The sequence below is a fragment of the Pseudomonas sp. Irchel 3E20 genome (genome assembly GCF_900187645.1).
GTDB lineage: Bacteria > Pseudomonadota > Gammaproteobacteria > Pseudomonadales > Pseudomonadaceae > Aquipseudomonas.
Window position 1 is genome coordinate 506,175 of the sequence record NZ_FYEE01000002.1, and the last position, 17,756, is coordinate 523,930.

General features: G+C 61.6%; 16 protein-coding genes. 3 read left to right on the forward strand and 13 right to left on the reverse strand.

From position 1 onward, the window contains the following. Positions 1-60 precede the first annotated feature (60 nt). From CKW13_RS05665 to ccoN (CKW13_RS05710), 10 genes are all read right to left on the reverse strand, one after another. On the reverse strand, positions 61-600 hold the full coding sequence (locus CKW13_RS05665; RefSeq protein ID WP_095107611.1) for a FixH family protein: 540 nt from the start codon (positions 598-600) through the stop codon (positions 61-63). A gap of 11 nt (positions 601-611) precedes the next feature. After that, positions 612-2,027, reverse strand: a complete 1,416-nt coding sequence (gene ccoG, locus CKW13_RS05670) for a cytochrome c oxidase accessory protein CcoG (protein ID WP_095107612.1) — start codon at positions 2,025-2,027, stop codon at positions 612-614. 272 nt (positions 2,028-2,299) lie between these two features. Next, on the reverse strand, positions 2,300-3,277 hold the full coding sequence (gene ccoP, locus CKW13_RS05675) for a cytochrome-c oxidase, cbb3-type subunit III (protein ID WP_095107613.1): 978 nt from the start codon (positions 3,275-3,277) through the stop codon (positions 2,300-2,302). Beyond that, a complete protein-coding gene (locus tag CKW13_RS05680) occupies positions 3,274-3,459 on the reverse strand; it encodes a CcoQ/FixQ family Cbb3-type cytochrome c oxidase assembly chaperone (protein ID WP_003175465.1) in 186 nt (61 codons plus the stop codon). The genes ccoP (CKW13_RS05675) and CKW13_RS05680 overlap by 4 nt, the downstream gene beginning before the upstream one ends. 5 nt (positions 3,460-3,464) lie before the next feature. Continuing rightward, on the reverse strand, positions 3,465-4,073 hold the full coding sequence (gene ccoO / locus CKW13_RS05685; protein WP_025128825.1) for a cytochrome-c oxidase, cbb3-type subunit II: 609 nt from the start codon (positions 4,071-4,073) through the stop codon (positions 3,465-3,467). Beyond that, positions 4,073-5,515 carry a cytochrome-c oxidase, cbb3-type subunit I gene (ccoN, locus tag CKW13_RS05690; protein WP_095107614.1) on the reverse strand — a complete coding sequence of 481 codons (1,443 nt, stop codon included), beginning with the start codon at positions 5,513-5,515 and terminating at the stop codon, positions 4,073-4,075. Before ccoN (CKW13_RS05690) ends, ccoO (CKW13_RS05685) begins: the two co-directional genes overlap by 1 nt. A gap of 482 nt (positions 5,516-5,997) precedes the next feature. Then, complete coding sequence (gene ccoP, locus CKW13_RS05695; RefSeq protein WP_095107615.1) at positions 5,998-6,951, reverse strand: cytochrome-c oxidase, cbb3-type subunit III; 954 nt, start codon at positions 6,949-6,951, stop codon at positions 5,998-6,000. After that, positions 6,948-7,172: a cbb3-type cytochrome c oxidase subunit 3 gene (locus CKW13_RS05700; protein WP_095107616.1), complete on the reverse strand. Its 225-nt coding sequence runs from the start codon at positions 7,170-7,172 to the stop codon at positions 6,948-6,950. The genes ccoP (CKW13_RS05695) and CKW13_RS05700 overlap by 4 nt, the downstream gene beginning before the upstream one ends. Before the next feature lie 3 nt (positions 7,173-7,175). After that, positions 7,176-7,784, reverse strand: a complete 609-nt coding sequence (gene ccoO / locus CKW13_RS05705; protein ID WP_095107617.1) for a cytochrome-c oxidase, cbb3-type subunit II — start codon at positions 7,782-7,784, stop codon at positions 7,176-7,178. Between the two features lie 10 nt (positions 7,785-7,794). Beyond that, positions 7,795-9,219 carry a cytochrome-c oxidase, cbb3-type subunit I gene (gene ccoN, locus CKW13_RS05710; protein ID WP_095107618.1) on the reverse strand — a complete coding sequence of 475 codons (1,425 nt, stop codon included), beginning with the start codon at positions 9,217-9,219 and terminating at the stop codon, positions 7,795-7,797. A 101-nt stretch (positions 9,220-9,320) separates the two neighbouring features. On the opposite strand from ccoN (CKW13_RS05710), the gene CKW13_RS05715 reads away from it, so the two are divergent. Further along, complete coding sequence (locus tag CKW13_RS05715; protein WP_095107619.1) at positions 9,321-10,028, forward strand: alpha/beta fold hydrolase; 708 nt, start codon at positions 9,321-9,323, stop codon at positions 10,026-10,028. Positions 10,029-10,156: 128 nt separating this feature from the next. Here CKW13_RS05715 and CKW13_RS05720 read toward each other — a convergent pair whose 3' ends face one another. Both CKW13_RS05720 and acnA read right to left on the reverse strand, forming a co-directional pair. Then, positions 10,157-11,722, reverse strand: coding sequence for a PAS domain-containing methyl-accepting chemotaxis protein (locus CKW13_RS05720; RefSeq protein ID WP_095107620.1), 1,566 nt, complete (start codon positions 11,720-11,722; stop codon positions 10,157-10,159). Positions 11,723-11,856: 134 nt separating this feature from the next. Beyond that, the gene (gene acnA, locus CKW13_RS05725) at positions 11,857-14,598 is read right to left on the reverse strand and encodes an aconitate hydratase AcnA (RefSeq protein WP_095107621.1); all 2,742 of its coding nucleotides are present in this window, start codon (positions 14,596-14,598) and stop codon (positions 11,857-11,859) included. Positions 14,599-14,798: 200 nt separating this feature from the next. Between acnA and rlmM the strand changes: the two genes are divergently transcribed. Further along, positions 14,799-15,875 (forward strand): 23S rRNA (cytidine(2498)-2'-O)-methyltransferase RlmM, encoded by a 1,077-nt coding sequence (rlmM, locus tag CKW13_RS05730; protein ID WP_095107622.1) that lies wholly within the window; start codon positions 14,799-14,801, stop codon positions 15,873-15,875. Positions 15,876-15,999: 124 nt separating this feature from the next. Beyond that, positions 16,000-16,251, forward strand: coding sequence for a sulfurtransferase TusA (tusA, locus tag CKW13_RS05735; protein WP_095107623.1), 252 nt, complete (start codon positions 16,000-16,002; stop codon positions 16,249-16,251). On the opposite strand, the gene CKW13_RS05740 is transcribed toward tusA, so the two are convergent. Next, positions 16,248-17,645, reverse strand: coding sequence for an MATE family efflux transporter (locus CKW13_RS05740; RefSeq protein WP_095107624.1), 1,398 nt, complete (start codon positions 17,643-17,645; stop codon positions 16,248-16,250). The genes tusA and CKW13_RS05740 overlap by 4 nt on opposite strands. Between the last annotated feature and the right edge of the window lie 111 nt (positions 17,646-17,756).

Consider the following 17,756-nt stretch of genomic DNA (forward strand, 5'->3'; position numbering starts at 1 on the left):
CACAGGCGACCTTGGTCAAATGTGGGAGCGGGCTTGCCCGCGATGCGCGAAGGGCGGGTGTTACTTCTTCAGATCTTCGGCGCCTTGCAGGGGTTCGTCGCCGAGCAGCAGATCCTTGTCGTGGCTGACCTGTTCTTCCTCGAACATGCGCCAGGTCTTGCCGTCCTGCACGCCCAGCAGTTCAACGAAGCGGCGGCCTTCGACCTTGTCGGTCAACTGGCCGATGTAGCGGCCCGGCTCGTTGGCGGTTTGGGTCAGGGTGATCTTGCGGTCCTTCTCCGGTTGGGTCGGGGAGATCAGGTTCAGCTCCACGGTGGCCGGTGCGCTGTTGCCGCTCAGGCGCAGATCGACTTCGCCGGTGACGCCGTCCAGGTGCATGCTGGCGCGCAGTTCCAGGGTCTGGGCCAGCAGTTCGCGGTCCAGGGAGCGGTTGATGCCTTTGCCGGCCTCGTAGTAGTTGTCGTTGACCAGGTTGTCCGGGTTATTCACCGCGATGGTCACCATCGACAGCGTCAGGGTCACCGAGCAGGCGAGGATAGCGATGATGATCCACGGCCAAAGGTGCTTGTACCAGGGGCTTGTGGCGTTTGCTGCAGGCATGGCGACTTCTCTCAACGAATTTGTGGACCGATGAATCGGCTCTTGGCTTCAACGTGGACGCTGTCGTTATCGGCATCTTTGAGGATGAATTTCACCTCGTTGGTGCTCGATGGCAATTGCTCCGGTGCGCTGGACAGTTCAACCGGTTGGGTGAAGATCTCCCCAGCGGCGACTTTGATTTCCCGCTTGCCTTGCAGCTTGAGGTCGGGCAGACCTGTCGCGTCGAGCAGGTAGGTGTGATCGCGTTGGTCCTTGTTCATGATCTTGAGGCTGTAGACGTTTTCGATCCGCCCTTCGGCGTTCTCGCGGTACAGCACGCGGTCTTTGCTGACGTCGAAACCCACCAGCGAACGCATGAAGAAGGCTGCGACCAACAGGCTAATCATCGTCAGCAGCACCAGGGCATAGCCGATCAGGCGCGGGCGCAGTTTATGGGTTTTCTGCCCCGAAAGGTTGTGCTCGGTGGTGTAGCTGATGAGGCCACGCGGGTAGTTCATCTTGTCCATGATGCTGTCGCAGGCGTCGATACAGGCGGCGCAGCCGATGCACTCGATCTGCAGGCCGTCGCGGATGTCGATGCCGGTCGGGCAGACCTGCACGCACATGGTGCAGTCGATACAGTCACCCAGGCCCTGAGCCTTGTAGTCGGCGCCTTTCTTGCGCGGGCCACGGACTTCGCCGCGACGCGGGTCGTAGGAGACGATCAGGGTGTCTTTGTCGAACATCACACTCTGGAAGCGCGCATAGGGGCACATATAAATGCACACCTGCTCGCGCAGCCAGCCGGCGTTGCCGTAGGTGGCGAGGGTGAAGAAACCGACCCAGAAATACGACCAGCCATCGGCCTGGCCGGTGAAGAAGTCGATCACCAATTCGCGGATCGGCGAGAAATAGCCGACGAAGGTCAGGCCAGTGACGAAGCCGATACTCAGCCACAGCGTGTGCTTGCTGAGCTTGCGCACGAACTTGTTGGCGCTCATGGGCGCCTTGTCCAGCTTTATGCGTTGGTTGCGGTCGCCTTCGGTGACCTTTTCACACCACATGAAAATCCAGGTCCACACGCTTTGCGGGCAGGTGTAGCCGCACCACACGCGCCCGGCGTAGACCGTGATGAAGAACAGGCCAAAGGCACTGATGATGAGCAGGCCAGACAGGAGGATGAAGTCCTGGGGCCAGAAGGTCGCGCCAAAAATGAAGAATTTGCGTTCCGGCAGGTTCCACCAGACCGCCTGGTGGCCGCCCCAGTTGAGCCATACCGTGCCGAAATACAGCAGGAACAGACCGGCACCGCCCACCATCCGCAGGTTGCGGAACAGGCCGGTGAAGGCGCGGGTGTAGATTTTTTCCCGAGAGGCGTAGAGATCGACGCTGTTATTAGAGTTTTTGGCAGGCGGGGTAACGTCGTGTACTGGAATCTGATTGCTCATCATTGCATCCCACGGCAGTGGAAAATTGCCTCGGTCAGTGCATGCCAACCGCGGTCAGAAGGGTATTGCAGTGGCGCAATGATACGCCTGTAGCTCTAACGTGCGGGTGCGACCTTTGGTCGCGTTGGGCGGCTGGCTGAGATGGTGTAGCAAATGGTGCAAATCTTGATCCGGGTCAATTGACTTGTCGAGTGTGGATCGTTTTGCATTACCCGAAATGAAAACGGCCCCGCCAGTTGCCTGGCGGGGCCGTTTCGTTCTACGCCGTTGCCTTACTTGGCTTCGGCAGCCTTGTCCGCGTGGGACAGGCTGTACACATAGGCGGCGAGCAAGTGGACCTTGTCGTTACCTTGCAGGTCTGCCTGGGCAGGCATTTGGCCCTGGCGACCGTGGCGGATGGTCTGCTGCAGTTGAGCGAAGCTCGAACCGTAGATGAACGCAGCCGGGTGGGTCAGGTCAGGCGCGCCCATGGCGGGGGTGCCTTTGCCTTCGGGGCCGTGGCAGGCCACGCAGTTGGCGGCGAACAGCTTCTGGCCAGCGACAGGGTCGGCCTTGGCGTTTTCCGGCAGCTTGCGGCCGTCGAGGTTGAGCAGCACGTAGGCAGCCACATCGCTGACGCCTTGTTCGCCGATCACTTCGGCCCAGGCCGGCATGATGGCGTGGCGGCCAGCCATGATGGTTTGCTTGATCTGCTCAGGCGTACCGCCCCAGCGCCAGTCGGCGTCGGTCAGGTTAGGGAAACCGTAGGCGCCCTTGGCATCGGAGCCGTGGCACACGGAGCAGTTGGATGCGAACAGACGCCCGCCCATTTTCAGGGCTTGCGGGTCCTTGGCCACTTCTTCAATGGGCATCGACGCAAATTTGGCGAAGATCGGCCCAAACTTGGCATCCGACTTGGCCATTTCCTTTTCCCACTCGTGCACGCCGGTCCAGCCTGGCTGGCCGTTGGCGAACTCGGTTTTCTTGTCGTTATCCAGGTAGGCATAACCTGGCAACAGACCTTTCCAGTTGCCCAGGCCCGGGTACAGCACCAGGTAGCCCAGGGCGAAAACGATGGTGCCGACGAACAACATGAACCACCACTTTGGCAGTGGGTTGTCGTATTCCTCGATCCCGTCGAAGGAGTGGCCAACCGTCTCGTCCGTTTGTTCGGCGCGCTGGCCCTTGCGGGTCGACAGCAGCAGCCAGGTCAGGGCGAAAATGGTACCCAGACTGAGGACTGTGACGTACAGACTCCAGAACGTAGTCATTCTTTGTTACTCCTAGAAGCTTGCTCGACGTGCTTGATGGCTTCGGGATCATCCGCGAAAGGCAGCAAGGTCGCGTCTTCAAACTCAGACTTGCGCTTGGGGCTGAACACCCACAAGGCCAGGCCGATAAAGGCAACCATCACGACGACGGTGCCCAGGCCACGAATCATCCCGATATCCATCTAAATCACCGTTTGCTTTTGATGATGGTGCCCAGGCCTTGCAGATAGGCCACCAGCGCGTCCATTTCGGTTTTGCCCTTCACGGCATCCTTGGCACCGGCGATGTCTTCGTCGGTGTAAGGCACGCCGAGGGTGCGCAAGACTTCCATTTTTTTCGCAGTGTCTTTGCCGTCGAGCTTGTTTTCCACGAGGAACGGGTAGGCCGGCATTTTCGACTCCGGTACTACGTTGCGCGGGTTGTACAAGTGCGCGCGTTGCCAGTCATCGGAGTAACGGCCGCCGACGCGGGCCAGGTCCGGACCGGTACGCTTGGAACCCCACAGGAACGGGTGGTCCCAGACGCTTTCGCCGGCGACCGAGTAGTGGCCATAACGCTCGGTTTCAGCCCGGAACGGGCGGATCATCTGCGAGTGGCACTGCACGCAACCGTTGGCGATATAGATGTCGCGGCCTTCGAGTTCCAGCGCGCTGCGAGGCTTCATGCCCTCAACCGGCTTGTTGGTGACGTCCTGGAAGAACAGCGGGACGATCTGGGTCAGGCCGCCGATGCTGACGGCGATGACCATGAAGAAGGCCAGCAGGCCGATGTTCTTCTCGACTACTTCATGCTTCATCAGTGAGCTCCAACTACAGCGATCTGAGCGGCGGCTTCCGCTTCGGCCGGGGTCGAGGCGCGCACGGTGCGGTACACGTTGTACGCCATGAACAGCATGCCCGCGGCAAAGAACGCACCGCCCAGGGCGCGAACGATGAAGCCGGGGTGGCTGGCTTGCAGGGCTTCGACGAACGAGTAGGTGAGGGTGCCGTCATCGTTGATTGCACGCCACATCAGGCCCTGGGTGATGCCGTTGACCCACATCGAAGCGATGTAGAGCACGGTACCGATGGTCGCCAACCAGAAGTGGGTGTTAATCAGGCCAGTGCTGTGCATTTGCGCACGGCCGAACACTTTCGGGATCAGGTGGTACAGGGCGCCGATGGAGATCATCGCCACCCAGCCCAAGGCTCCGGCGTGTACGTGGCCGATGGTCCAGTCGGTGTAGTGGGACAGCGAGTTGACGGTCTTGATGGCCATCATCGGGCCTTCAAAGGTCGACATGCCGTAGAACGCCAGGGACACCACCAGGAACCGCAGGATCGGGTCGGTGCGCAATTTATGCCAGGCGCCGGAGAGGGTCATCATGCCGTTAATCATGCCACCCCAGCTTGGCGCCAGGAGGATGATCGACATCGCCATGCCCAGGGACTGCGCCCAATCCGGCAGTGCGGTGTAGTGCAGGTGGTGCGGGCCGGCCCAGATGTACAGGGTAATCAACGCCCAGAAGTGCACGATGGACAGGCGATAGGAGTAGATCGGACGCTCGGCCTGCTTGGGTACGAAGTAGTACATCATCCCCAGGAAGCCAGTGGTCAGGAAGAAGCCCACTGCGTTGTGGCCGTACCACCACTGGATCATCGCGTCGGTCGCACCGGCATAGGCCGAATAGGACTTGAACAGGGTGACCGGCAGGGACGCGTGGTTGACGATGTGCAGCATCGCCGTTACGACGATGAACGCACCGTAGAACCAGTTGCCCACGTAGATGTGCTTGGTCTTGCGCTTGGTGATGGTGCCGAAGAACACCAGGCCGTAGGTGACCCAGACGATCGCCAGCAGGATAGCCAGGGGCCATTCCAGTTCAGCGTATTCCTTGGTGGTGGTGTAACCCAGCGGCAAGGTAACGATGGCGCCGACGATCACAGCCTGCCAACCCCAGAAGGTGAAGGCCGCCAGTGAGTCGGAAATCAGTCGCGTTTGGCAGGTTCGCTGCACGACGTAATAGGAAGTGGCAAACAACGCACAACCACCGAAGGCGAAGATCACCAGGTTGGTGTGCAGCGGGCGTAGGCGTCCAAAGGTCGTCCATGGCAGGCCGAGGTTCAACTCCGGCCAGACCAGTTGCGAGGCGATGAAGACACCGAGCCCCATGCCAAGGATCCCCCAGACCACCGTCATGATGGCGAACTGGCGGACTACCTTATAGTTATAAGCAGTCGGACTGATTGCTGTGCTCATTCTAAGGTTCCACGGTTTGGGTGTTTTATTAGGGATAAAAATCGGCCGCAAGTATGTAGAAAGCGGGGGGTCATTGCAACGCGCCATGACCTGCGTCAATGCTTTCCGAAGCTGATTCTGCGCCCTTTCCATGCTCGGAGTAGGGACAAAATTGGCCCCTGACAAATTGTCGCAGTGAAGGAAATCGGCGCGGGCAACAGGCAGCGTGTAACCGGATTTGTAGGAAGCAGTTGAGTGCCTGACAAGCAGTGATGGGCGCGACAGCCGGTATCTACCAGCCTTTGCGGCTTATCAGCGATCAGATGCTGGGTACGGTTCGGCTACGATGGGCTTGTGGACGGGTGACGCCTGTCCTCGTGGAGGCAAGCTTAGACCCGAATCCGGGGATCGCAAAGCGCGACGTTTGGAGGGTGCGACACTTGGTCGCAAAGGGGTAGAGAACTGCCGCATCTTGAACGATGCGGCAGGCAAGCAGATGCGGATTATTCGCTTTTGCTTTCAGCCAACGCTTTTGCGGTGTCGGCATTGTGGGACAGGCTGTACACGTAGGCGGCCAGCAGTTGCACTTTGTCGTTACCCAAAAGCTCGGTCTGTGCAGGCATGTGGCCCTGACGACCGTGGCGGATGGTCTGTTGCAGTTGTGCCAGGCTGGAGCCGTAGATGAAACCGGCCGGTTGCGTCAGGTTCGGCGCACCCATCATCTCCATGCCAGTACCGGCCGGGCCGTGGCATGCCACGCACGTGGTGCTGTAGGCCTGTTGGCCAGCGGCCAGGTCGGCACCGCTGTCGGCAGGCAGGGGCAGGCCGGCCAGTTCGTGACGAACGTAAGCGGCTACGTTTTTCACGCCGTCTTCACCCAGCACTTCACCCCAGGCCGGCATGGCAGCCATGCGGCCGCCCATGATGGTGGCCTTGATGGTGTCGGCACTGCCGCCCCAACGCCAGTTGTTGTCGGCGAGGTTAGGGAAGCCGAAGGCGCCCTTGGCGTCGGAACCGTGGCAAACCGAGCAGTTAGAAGCGAACAGGCGACCGCCCATTTTCAACGCTTGCGGGTCTTTAGCCACTTCTTCCACGGACATAGACGAGAATTTGGCGTAGATCGGACCAAACTTGGCGTCCGCCTTGGCCATTTCCTTGTCCCATTCCTTGGTTTGGGTCCAGCCATCCTCGTAACCTGGCAGGACGCCTTTCCAGTTGCCCAGGCCCGGGTAGAGGATCAGGTAACCGACGGCGAACACCAGGGTGCCGGCGAACAGCAGGAACCACCATTGCGGCAGCGGGTTATCGTATTCCTCGATCCCGTCGAAGCTGTGGCCCATGGTCTGGTCGACACTGCCCTTGGTTTCGCCCTTGCGGGTGCCAAACAGCAGCCACGTCAGGCCGATCAGGCTGCCGATGGTCAGTACGCAGATCCACGCACTCCAGAAGGTAGTCATGGCCGAATGCTCCTTGTTGCAGGCTCTTGGGAGAGAGCTTCTTCAGGTTGATTCCCGGCGGTGCCGGGCAATGGTTCGTCGGCGAACGGCAGTAGCCGCGCCTGGGCGAACTCCGGATTGCGTTTGGCGTTGAAGACCCACAGCGCCAGGCCGATGAAGGCGATCATCACCACCAACGTGCCCAGGCCGCGGATCATTCCACTATCGAGTACAAAGCCCATGGCTCACCTCTTGTTCTTGATAGCGGTGCCGAGCACTTGCAGATAGGCGACCAGAGCATCCATCTCGGTCTTGCCTTTGAGCGAAGCGGTGGCGCCGGCAATGTCGGCATCGTTATACGGAACGCCGAGGGTGCGCATCGCCCGCAGTTTGGTTTCGGTGTGGCTGCTGTCCAGCGGCTGGGTCACCAACCATGGATAGGCCGGCATCTTCGACTCGGGCACCACGTTGCGCGGGTTGAACAAGTGCGCGCGGTGCCAGTCGTCGGAGTAGCGGGCGCCGACACGGGCCAAGTCCGGGCCGGTACGCTTGGAGCCCCACAGGTGCGGGTGATCCCAGACGCTTTCGCCGGCAACCGAGTAGTGGCCGTAGCGTTCGGTTTCGGCGCGGAACGGACGGATCATCTGGGTGTGGCAACCCACGCAACCTTCGCGGATGTAGATGTCGCGACCTTCCAGTTGCAACGCGGTATAGGGCTTCATGCCTTCAACCGGGGTGTTGGTCACGTCCTGGAAGAACAGCGGGACGATCTGGGTCAGACCGCCGATGCTCACAGCCAGCACCATCAGCAGCATCAGCAGGCCGACGTTTTTCTCGATTACTTCGTGTTTCATGTCGGACTCCTCAGGCCATCTGCGCGGCAGCGGCGACTTCAGCGGGCTTGGCGGACTGAACCGTGCGCCAGACGTTGTAAGCCATCAGCAACATGCCGGTGAAGAAGATCGCACCACCTGCCAGACGAACGATGAAGCCTGGGTGGCTGGCCACCAGGGTCTCGACGAAGGAGTAGGTCAGCGTGCCGTCTTCGTTGATCGCGCGCCACATCAGGCCCTGGGCGATGCCGTTGACCCACATCGAAGCGATGTAGAGCACGGTGCCGATGGTAGCCAGCCAGAAGTGTGCGTTGATGAGGCCCACGCTGTGCATGCCAGGGCGACCGAAGACTTTCGGGATCATGTGGTACAGGGCGCCGATGGAGATCATCGCAACCCAACCCAAGGCACCGGCGTGTACGTGGCCGATGGTCCAGTCGGTGTAGTGGGACAGCGAGTTGACGGTCTTGATGGCCATCATCGGGCCTTCGAAGGTCGACATGCCGTAGAACGCCAGTGAGACCACCAGGAACCGCAGGATCGGGTCGCTGCGCAGCTTATGCCAGGCGCCGGAGAGGGTCATCATGCCGTTAATCATGCCGCCCCAGCTCGGTGCCAGCAGAACCAGCGACATCACCATGCCCAGGGACTGCGCCCAGTCTGGCAGTGCGGTGTAGTGCAGGTGGTGCGGGCCGGCCCAGATGTACAGGGTAATCAGTGCCCAGAAGTGCACGATCGACAGGCGATACGAATACACCGGACGCTCGGCTTGCTTGGGTACGAAGTAGTACATCATCCCCAGGAAGCCCGCAGTGAGGAAGAAGCCCACGGCGTTGTGGCCGTACCACCATTGCACCATCGCATCGGTCGCGCCGGCATAGGCGGAGTAGGACTTGGTCAGGCTGACCGGCAACTCGGCGTTGTTCACCAGGTGCAGGATGGCCACGGTGAGAATGAACGCACCGAAGAACCAGTTACCGACGTAGATGTGCTTGGTCTTGCGCTTGACCAGCGTGCCGAAGAACACGATGGCGTAGGCGACCCAGACGATGGTAATCAGGATATCGATTGGCCATTCCAGCTCGGCGTATTCCTTGCTGCTGGTGTAACCCAGTGGCAGCGAGATGGCGGCCAGCAGGATCACCAATTGCCAGCCCCAGAAGCAGAACGCGGCGATTTTTGGTGCAAACAGCTCGGTCTGGCAGGTGCGTTGCACCGAATAGAACGAGCTGGCAAACAGTGCGCAACCGCCAAAGGCGAAGATCACTGCGTTGGTGTGCAACGGACGCAGGCGGCCGAAGCTTGTCCACGGCAGGTCGAAGTTGAGTTCAGGCCAGACCAATTGAGCTGCGAGAAAAACCCCGAGCCCCATACCGACGATGCCCCATACCACCGTCATAATGGCGAATTGGCGGACCACCTTGTAGTTATAGGCGGTACTGATAGAAGTGTTCATGGTTCCCCATCCACGGTTCAACTGAAGCAAGGGCGACTGCGCAGGGCAGGGGTGCGCTCACTTCAGCTGGAGTTATAGGCAGACTAAAAAGCGAGGCAAGCATGGACAAAGAGCACAAGGCCAGTATTGACGGGGATCAATGGGCGCGGTGCCTGCGCGTTCACGGCTGGCTGTGGGACGCCGCTCAGCCGCAGGCGCACGCCGAGCCCAAGGGCGCCGGCGTAACCCTGATTTTGGCCCACGGTGCCGGCGCGCCCATGGACAGTGCTTTCATGAGCAACATGGCGGCACGCCTGGCTGCGCTAGGTATCAACGTGCTGCGCTTCGAGTTTCCCTACATGGCGCAGCGGCGCCTGGACGGTGGCAAGCGCCCACCCAATCCGGCCCCCAAGCTACTGGAATGCTGGCGTGAGGTGTACGCGCAGGTGCGGCGTCATGTCACTGGGCCCTTGGTGGTCGCAGGCAAGTCCATGGGCGGGCGCATGGCCAGTTTGCTGGCCGATGAGTTGGGGGCGGGCGCCCTGGTGTGCCTGGGTTATCCGTTCTACGCCGTGGGCAAGCCCGAGAAACCGCGGGTCGAGCACCTGGCAGGGCTGAAGACGCCCACCCTGATCGTCCAGGGCGAGCGCGACGCCCTGGGCAATCGCGAAACTGTGGAGGGTTATGCGCTGTCGCCGAGCATCGAGGTGATGTGGCTGGCGGCGGCGGACCATGACCTCAAGCCCTTGAAGGCTTCAGGCTTCACCCATGAACAGCACCTGAACGCGGCGGCGCAAAAAATCGCCGCCTTCGTGGCCGATATCACGTAGCGATGTAGCAAGCAGGCTCGCCCACGCTCGGCGGCCTAGCCGTGGTAATCGGTGTGATGCGCACCCCAGCACGGGCAAGCCCGCTTGCTACGGGCGTGCGGCGTGAGGTTGTTGCCGCTAGCGCAGCCTCAACGGTTAAAGCGCTCCACCAGCGAGTACTGGGTGGTCGCCGTCAAGGTCAGCGCTTCGCTCAACTGCGCCGAGTGCATCGCTTGTTCCGAGGTCTGATCGGCCAGTTGCGCAATGGTGCTGATATTGCGGCTGATCTCTTCGGCCACCGCCGTTTGCTCTTCGGTCGCAGCGGCGATCTGGGTGGTCATGTCGGTGATGTTGGCCACCGCCTCACTGATCCCCACCAGCGCGGCGTCGGACTCCATCACCTTGGCCACGCCTTCCTCGGCCTGACGATGCCCGGCGTCCATGGTCTGCACCGCCGTGCTGGCGGTCTGCTGCAACTTGGCGATCAAGCTGTGGATCTGCCCCGTGGACTCGCTGGTGCGCTGCGCCAGTTGCCGCACTTCATCGGCCACCACCGCAAAGCCTCGACCCATTTCCCCGGCGCGGGCCGCTTCAATGGCAGCGTTGAGCGCCAGCAGGTTGGTCTGGTCAGCGATGCCCTTGATGACATCCACCACGCCACCGATCTCATCACTGTCCTTGGCCAGTTGGGTCACCGTGGCGCCGGTTTCACCCACGACCACCGACAGGCGCTGGATCGCTTCGCGGGTTTCGCTGGCGATATCGCGGCCACGGCTGGTCAGGCGATTGGCCTCCTGGGTGGCGTCGGCCGTGCGCTGCACATGGCTGGCGACTTCCTGAGTGGTCGCCGCCATCTGGTTCACGGCGGTGGCCACTTGCTCCGTCTCCACCCGCTGGCGCTCCAGGCCGCTGGAGCTGTTGTGGGCCAGCACATCGGATTGCCGCGCCTGCTCGTTGAGGTGCTCGGCGGTGTCCTGCAAGCGCGTCAGGCAGGTTTTCAGGCGCGCTTCCTGGCTTAGGATCGACATCTCCAGGCGCGCCTGGGCGCCACGGCTGTCGGTGTACATCTGCGCGATCAACGGGTCGGACGTGGTCTGCTCCGCCAGGCGCAACAAACGCTTGAGGCCACGCTGCTGCCAGGTCAGGCCCAGCAACCCCAACGGCACCGACAACCCCGCCGCCAGGGCAAAACCCCAGTGGGAATTGAACCAGATACCGATCAGAAAACTCAGTTGGCTGATAAGGATAAACGGCACCCAATCCTGCAACACCGGCAACCAGCGGTCGCTACGGGGAATGGCCGACTTGCCCTGGTTGATGCGTTGGTAGAGCGCTTCGGCACGGCGCACCTGCTCGGCGGTGGGCTTGACCCGCACCGACTCATAGCCGACCACCTGATTGCCTTCGAACACCGGTGTCACATAGGCGTTGACCCAATAGTGGTCACCGGTCTTGCAGCGATTCTTAACAATGCCCATCCATGGCAAGCCTTGTTTCAACGTACCCCACATATGCGCGAACACCGCCGCCGGAACGTCAGGGTGACGCACCAGGTTATGCGGCGCACGCAACAGCTCCTCACGGGAAAACCCACTGATTTCGACAAAAGCATCGTTGCAGTAAGTAATCACGCCTTTTGCGTCGGTGGTAGAAATCAACCGTTGCTGAGCCGGAAAGGTACGTTCGCGTTGTGTTATTGGTTGGTTATTACGCATGGCTTTTTTCTATCCGCAAGGCTTTGACAGGTTGTCGGCAGCGGTGGGGGAATAATGAAGTTTATTTTTTCAAACTGTGCGCCGGCTCAAATAAAAACACCGCCCGAAGGCGGTGAGTAGGCCTTGAGGGTAGTTCAGGAACCAATCAACTCCCTCAACACATAATGCAAAATCCCTCCCGCCTTGAAGTATTCCACCTCATTCAAGGTGTCGATCCTGCACAGTACCTCGACCTTTTCCGTACTGCCGTTTTCCCGGGTGATAACCAGTGTCAGGTTCATCCGTGGGGTCAGTTCGGCTCCGGTCAGGCCTTGGATCGTGAGGGTTTCGTGGCCGGTGAGGTTGAGGGTTTTGCGGTTTTGGTCGAGTTTGAATTGCAGGGGCAGGACGCCCATGCCGACCAGGTTGGAGCGGTGGATGCGTTCAAAGCTTTCGGCGATGACGGCTTTGATGCCCAGCAGGTTGGTGCCTTTGGCCGCCCAGTCGCGGCTGGAGCCGGTGCCGTATTCTTGCCCGGCGATGACCACCAGTGGCGTCCCGCTGGCTTGGTAGCGCATGGCGGCGTCGTAGATGGGCATTTTTTCTGCGGTGGGGATGTAGAAGGTGTTGCCGCCTTCTTCACCGCCGAGCATTTCGTTGCGGATGCGGATGTTGGCGAAGGTGCCGCGCATCATGACTTCGTGGTTGCCGCGCCGTGAGCCGTAGGAGTTGAAGTCCCGCGGTTCCACGCCTTGTTCGCGCAGGTAGCGGCCAGCGGGGCTGTCGGCCTTGATGTTGCCGGCGGGGGAGATGTGGTCGGTGGTCACGGAGTCGCCGAGCAGGGCGAGGATGTTGGCGTTCTTGACGTCTTCGATCACTGGCAGCGGGCCGCCGATGTTGTCGAAGAAGGGCGGGTGTTGGATGTAGGTGGAGTCGGCCTGCCATACGTAAGTGGCGGCTTGGGGGACTTCAATGGCTTGCCATTGTTCGTCGCCGGCGAAGACTTCGGCGTATTCCTTGTGGAACATCGCGGTGTCGACCTGGGCCACGGCGGCGGCGATTTCCTGGCTGCTGGGCCAGATGTCGCGCAGGTACACCGGTTGGCCGTCTTTGCCGGTGCCCAGGGGCTCGCGGCTGATGTCGATGCGCACGGTGCCGGCCAGGGCGTAGGCGACCACCAGGGGCGGCGAGGCGAGCCAGTTGGTTTTCACCAAGGGGTGGACCCGGCCTTCAAAGTTGCGGTTACCCGACAGTACGGAGGCGACGGTGAGGTCGGCTTGCTGGATGGCTTTTTCGATGGGTTCGGGCAGCGGCCCAGAGTTGCCGATGCAGGTGGTGCAGCCGTAGCCGACCAGGGCGAAGCCCAGTTGATCGAGGTAGGGGGTCAGGCCGGCGGCCTTGTAGTAGTCGGTGACCACTTTGGAGCCAGGGGCCAGGGACGTCTTGACCCAGGGTTTGCGGGCCAGGCCTTTTTCCACGGCTTTTTTTGCCACCAGGCCTGCGGCCATCATCACGCTGGGGTTGGAGGTGTTGGTGCAGGAGGTGATGGCGGCGATCACCACCGCGCCGTTTTTCAGGCGATAGGTGTTGCCTTCGTAGCTGTAGTCCGCTTCGCCGATCAAATCGGCGTTGCCCACGGCCACGCCTCCGCCGCCTTCGCTTTCCAGGCGTCCTTCTTCTTTGCTGGCGGGTTTGAATTGCAGGTCGAGGAAGTCCGTGAAGGCTTGCCCCACGTCGGGCAGCGAGACCCGGTCTTGTGGGCGTTTGGGCCCGGCGAGGCTGGCCTCGACGCTGCCCATGTCCAGGGCCAGGCTGTCGGTGAACACCGGTTCCTGGCCGGCCAGGCGCCACAGGCCCTGGGCTTTGGAGTAGGCCTCCACCAGTTTCACGGTGGTGGCGGGGCGCCCGGACAGGCGCAGGTAGTCCAGGGTGATGTCGTCTACGGGGAAGAATCCGCAGGTGGCGCCGTATTCGGGGGCCATGTTGGCGATGGTCGCGCGGTCTGCCAGGGGCAGGTCGGCGAGGCCGTCGCCGTAGAATTCGACGAATTTGCCGACTACGCCTTTCTTACGCAGCATTTGCGTGACGGTCAGCACCAGGTCGGTGGCGGTGATGCCTTCCTTGAGCTTGCCGGTGAGTTTGAAGCCGATCACTTCCGGGATCAGCATCGACACCGGTTGGCCGAGCATCGCCGCTTCGGCTTCGATGCCGCCCACACCCCAGCCGAGCACGCCGAGGCCGTTAATCATGGTGGTGTGGGAGTCGGTGCCGACCAGGGTGTCGGGGAAGGCGTAGGTGCGGCCGTCTTCGTCTTTGGTCCACACGGTGCGCGCCAGGTATTCCAGGTTGACCTGGTGGCAGATGCCGGTGCCCGGCGGCACGACGCTGAAGTTGTCGAAGGCGCTTTGGCCCCAGCGCAGGAAGGCGTAGCGTTCGCCGTTGCGCTGCATTTCGATATCGACGTTTTGCTCGAAAGCGCTGGCGGTGGCGAATTTGTCGACCATTACCGAGTGGTCGATCACCAGGTCCACCGGCGAGAGCGGGTTGATGCGCTGCGGGTCGCCGCCGGCCTTGGCCACGGCGGCGCGCATGGCGGCCAGGTCGACCACGGCGGGCACGCCGGTGAAGTCCTGCATCAGCACGCGGGCGGGGCGGTACTGGATTTCCCGGTCGCTGCGCCGTTCCTTGAGCCACCCGGCCAGAGCCTTGAGGTCTGCGCCGGTGACGGTTTTGCCGTCCTCCCAGCGCAGCAGGTTTTCCAGCAGTACCTTGAGCGACATTGGCAGCTTGTCCAACTCGCCCAGGGTCTGGGCCGCGTGCGGCAGGCTGAAGTAGTGGTAGGTTTTGTCGTCGATTTCTAATGTTTTTAGGGTGTTCAGGCTATCGAGGGACGGCATTGCATTGACTCCTTTTATCCGCACGGTGGCGGATCCAATGAGACGAACAGAGCCCTTAACCTAGCTCTGTTTGAGGGGTAAGGCTAATCACTGGACTCTACGGGCAAGTTCAAGGTTCCGAACTCCGCTATCATGCGCGGGTTTTCGTGACAGGCTTTGCTACAGGGCAAGTTTGCGCGCCGTATTGCCCAGGAGAATTGATGAACACCCTTTTTATGCACTGCCGGCCGGGTTTTGAGGGCGAGGTGTGCTCCGAGATCGCCGAGCACGCCGCGCGCCTGAATGTGGCCGGTTACGCCAAGGCCAAGGCCGGGAGTGCCTGCGCCGAGTTTGTCTGCACGCAAGACGATGGCGCCGAGCGACTGATGGCCGGCCAACGTTTCGTCGATTTGATATTCCCGCGTCAGTGGGCCCGTGGGCAGTTTGTCGACTTGCCGGAAACCGACCGCATCAGCGTGATCCTTGCCCACATGGCGCAGTTTCCGGTGTGCGGCAGCCTCTGGCTGGAGATGGTCGATACCAACGACGGCAAGGAACTGTCGAACTTCTGCAAGAAATTCGAGGGGCATTTGCGCAAGGCGCTGCTGGCCGCCGGCAAACTGGTGGAAGACGCGAGCAAACCGCGCCTGCTACTGACCTTCAAGAGCGGCCGCGAAGCCTTTATCGGCTTGGCGCCGGCCAACAATTGCGCGATGTGGCCCATGGGCATCCCACGGCTGAAGTTCCCCCGCGAGGCGCCGAGCCGTTCCACCTTGAAGCTGGAAGAGGCCTGGCACCACTTCATCCCCCGCGAGCAGTGGGATGAGCGTTTGCACAGCGACATGACGGGTGTGGACCTGGGCGCCGCGCCTGGGGGGTGGACCTGGCAACTGGTCAACCGCGGCATGCTGGTGACCGCCATCGACAACGGCCCGATGGCCGAGAGCCTGATGGACACGGGCCTGGTCCAGCACCTGATGGCCGATGGCTTTACCTTCAAGCCCAAGCAACCGGTGGACTGGATGGTCTGCGACATCGTTGAGAAGCCGGCGCGCAATGCCGCGTTGCTGGAAACCTGGATCGGCGAAGGGCATTGCCGCGAAGCGGTGGTCAACCTCAAGTTGCCGATGAAGCAGCGTTACGCCGAGGTCAAGCGTTTGCTGGAGCGTATCGAAGAGGGCTTCAAGGAGCGCGGTATTCGCGTCGAGATCGGCTGCAAGCAGCTCTACCACGACCGCGAAGAAGTGACCTGCCACTTGCGCCGTTTGGATGTTGTAAAGAAGGCCAAGAGCCGCTGAAATCTTGAATTTTTTGCTGAATGAATGTGGGGGGCGGGTAGGCCTGGGATGCGGGCGCCACGGTGAGCCAGGGTGACCGTGTCAATGCCATCGCAGGCCAGCCCGCTCCTACAGGGAGTGAGCCATGAATGACGTGAACGATACCGCCGTGGACGGCACGCTGGACGCCACCGGCCTCAATTGCCCGGAGCCGGTGATGATGCTGCACCAGCACATCCGCGACCTGGCCCCTGGTGGCCTGTTGAAGGTGATTGCCACCGACCCCTCGACCCGCCGCGATATTCCCAAGTTCTGTGTGTTTCTCGATCATGAACTGGTGGAACAGCGCGAAGAGGGCGGGACTTACCTGTACTGGATCCGCAAGAAGCTGTCTTAACCCCGGCGGATGCGCTTACGCGCACTGCGTGTCAGGCGCACCGACAGTAGCAGTGCCGCGCAACTCAAGCCCACGATCAAACCCTGCCACAAGCCGCTCGGGCCGCTGGCGGCGCCGAGCCAATCGGTCAGGCCCAGGGCGTAGCCCACCGGCAGGCCGATACCCCAATAGGCGAACAGCGTCAGAATCATGGTCACCCGGGTGTCCTGGTAACCGCGCAGGGCCCCGGCCGCCGTGACCTGGATCGCGTCGGAGAACTGGAACAGCGCCGAGTAGACAATCAGCATCGACGCCACCTGGATCACGATGGGGTCCGGGGTGTAGATGGCGGCGATCTGTTCGCGCAGCAACAGCATCAGGCTCGCCGAGAGGCAGGCGTAGGTCAGCGCGGCGCCCATGCCCACACCGGCGGCGAAGCGGGCCTCGCGCGGTTCGCCACGGCCCAGGGCCTGGCCGACGCGCACCGTCACGGCCATGGCCAGGGAGTACGGGATCATGAACACCAGGGAGCTGAAGTTCAGGGCGATCTGGTGCCCGGCCACCACTGTGGCACCAAGGCTGCCGATCAGCAGGGCGATTACGGCAAAGATGCTCGACTCGGCGAACACTGCGATGCCAATCGGCAGGCCGACGCTTATCAAGCGCTTGATGATTGCCCATTGCGGCCAGTCGAAGCGGGTGAACAGCTGGCTGGACCGGTAGACCGGCGCCCAGTGCGTCCAGCCCACCATGCCCAGGGTCATCATCCACATCACGATGGCAGTGGCCCAGCCGCAGCCGACGCCGCCCATGGCCGGCACGCCGAAGTGGCCGTAGATGAACACGTAGTTAAGCGGAATGTTCAGCGCCAGCGCACACAGCCCCAGGATCATGCTCGGGCGGGTACGGCCCAAGCCATCGCTGAAACAGCGCAGCACGAAGTAAAACGCTGTGGCGGGCAGGCCGCTGGCGATGCCGTACAGGTACTGCATGCACAGGCCGATCAGTTGCGGGTCGACCTTCATGGCCCGCAGCACCGGTTCGGCATTGAGCAGCAGGCCGGTTGCCATCAGGCCCACCACCAGTGCCAGCCACAGGGCCTGGCGCACCAGCGGGCCAATCTCGCCGTGTTTGCCGGCGCCGAAGCGTTGGGCGACTTTTGGCGTGGTGGCCAGCAGGATGCCGGTCATCAGCAGGTACACCGGAATCCAGATCGAGTTGCCCAACGCCACGGCTGCCAGGTCGCGGGAGCTGTAGCGCCCGGCCATCACGGCATCGACGAAGCCCATGGCCGTGGTGGCCAATTGGCCGACCATGATCGGCAGCGCCAGGACGAGCAGGTCGCGTAGCTCCATGCGTACCCGGGCGGGGCGGGAAATGGGAGCGTTAGAAGGGGTGTCGGTCACGGCATTCACAGGCAGAGCGTCCAGGGGTAAAGGTGCGCAGGGCCGGGCATTCTACGCCTTGACACAGTGGTCAGGAAAAATCCTGTGTTGGGGATTTGTAAGTCGCTGCCCCGGCATCGA